The organism is Ralstonia soli (genome assembly GCF_023955655.1).
Lineage (GTDB): Bacteria > Pseudomonadota > Gammaproteobacteria > Burkholderiales > Burkholderiaceae > Ralstonia > Ralstonia soli.
In genome coordinates, this window is sequence record NZ_JAMXHT010000026.1 from 1 (window position 1) to 1,755 (window position 1,755).

At 55.0% G+C, this 1,755-nt stretch carries 3 protein-coding genes and 1 pseudogene; 1 reads left to right on the forward strand and 3 read right to left on the reverse strand.

Features of this window, described 5'->3' with window-relative positions:
* Positions 1-109: 109 nt before the first annotated feature.
* The gene (locus tag NG900_RS26505; protein WP_252685372.1) at positions 110-322 is read right to left on the reverse strand and encodes a DnaJ domain-containing protein; all 213 of its coding nucleotides are present in this window, start codon (positions 320-322) and stop codon (positions 110-112) included.
* 81 nt (positions 323-403) lie between these two features.
* Complete coding sequence (locus tag NG900_RS26510) at positions 404-631, reverse strand: hypothetical protein (protein WP_252685374.1); 228 nt, start codon at positions 629-631, stop codon at positions 404-406.
* A gap of 360 nt (positions 632-991) precedes the next feature.
* Between NG900_RS26510 and moaC the strand changes: the two are divergent.
* Positions 992-1,093: pseudogene (gene moaC, locus NG900_RS26515) on the forward strand (cyclic pyranopterin monophosphate synthase MoaC); the annotation flags it as partial.
* Between the two features lie 141 nt (positions 1,094-1,234).
* On the opposite strand, the gene NG900_RS26520 reads toward moaC, so the two are convergent.
* Positions 1,235-1,693, reverse strand: coding sequence for a pilin (locus NG900_RS26520; protein ID WP_289814011.1), 459 nt, complete (start codon positions 1,691-1,693; stop codon positions 1,235-1,237).
* Positions 1,694-1,755: the final 62 nt, after the last annotated feature.

A 1,755-nucleotide genomic window follows, 5' to 3' on the forward strand; every position in this document is an offset into this window, starting at 1 on the left:
CCGCCGAAAAGGCCCCAAGGAGGCAGAAACCGAAGAGTTATCCACACCGCAGTAACGCTTTACGCCGTCTCGGGGTGGGTCAAATTTAGATGAAAACCGTGGGTCAAATTTAGCTGCGCGCCAACACACGGGCAATGGGATCGCTTAGAACGCCATACGCTTCGTTCAGAAGCTGGAACTGCTCAGTCGCATTGGCGGCCTTGTTACGGTCTGGATGAAGCTCCATCGCCCTGCGGCGATAGGTAGCCTTGATCTCCCCTGCCTCGGCGTCCGGGGCAACGCCAAGGATGGCGTAATACCCCTTCGGGTCCTTGTTGCTCATAGAGGTCTATGCGCGTGGTTCTTGTTGCGCGATGGTATCCCATCGCAGCGCTCGTCCATTCGCGGATTGACTCTTCAGCCCTTATGCCAGCCTCGGCAAAAATTCACTTGTCTTGAGCGACAACAGTTGATCCGCATCCGCTTGGGCCAAGTCGCGATCTGACCGTGCTTGATCGCACTGGTACGTTTCGATGTGCTCCTTGTTGTGGTCAGTGACCGTCAGCAAGGTAACAACACCCTTGAAGCGTTCCGTCCAGCCGTTGTTGGAACGGACCGTGAACGCCTTTGCGCGAACAATGTTCTTTTCCATATGCTTCCCCGTTTCGCCATATGTGTTGACGTTAGAAGCATGTTGCGTCACGCACCTGCAATGTATACCCCCACGGAAGTGGGGTGTCGCGGATGGAACGTATTCGAGGATGGCGCCAATGCGTTGCGGCTAGCTTTGCGAATGTCGCATTGATCAGCACTGGTCAGAGGCCCATCTCCATCGCCAAGAGCATTTCCGTCGCGTAAACTTCCGTCCGGCGATTGGTCAGGAATTGTTGTCCAAGTCTTGTCCAAACGCTGTCCAAATTGACCAACCGATTTGGACAAGATGGATTGAATGACACTTCGTAAGTCTTTGATTTATAAGACTGTCAGCCAAAGGTTATGGCCCATGCCGCAAATGTGCAAGGCCGTGGATCGGGGGATGGTGATCGGGGATGTGCGGTTGATGGAGAAGCGGGGAGGGAAGTCTGGGGAGTGGGTGGCTGGGGTAAGCGCCTAAAAAGCAAAGAGCGTCTCAAGGACGCTCTTTGCTGTTGACCCCAAATCAACGGCATTCGGCCGGAGCGTACTTTGCCGTCAACGTCGGCGAACTGCCTGCCGCCACATTGCCTGGGAATTTCTTGTTGGCCGCACCACAGGCTCATTGGATCGGGCCAGTTGGTGCGCTTCCCGTGGACAGGTTCGCCGCAGTCTCGCCGTCCCCGGTGTACGGCACCAACACCAATTGATTACTCCCTGCCGGTGCAACACGGTCTTTAAAGGAAATGGTGATAGCCCCCGTATTCTCGTCGATGCTAATGCCTTCAACATTTTCCGTCTGAACGGATGGGGCAGCGCCTGCAGCGAGATTGCCTGTCTTAGCAATTGCATTCTCAGCCACCAACACCTTGCTTTCGGAAGCCAACGTTAAACCCTCTGTTACGCGGGACCGCGCGACATAGTCTTGGTATGCCGGCAAGGCAATCGCAGCCAGAATGCCGACAATTGCCACAACGATCATCAGTTCGATCAGAGTAAAGCCGCGTTGATTCTGAGTAAGCGTGGAGTGATGGCCGTCTTGCTTTAGCATTTGATCTTCTGACACGAGGATCGACTGCATGCCGCTGGAGCCGCTTTACGTTACGAACCGGGTCGTTGCCATCATCCTGCCCAAGGCGCCGT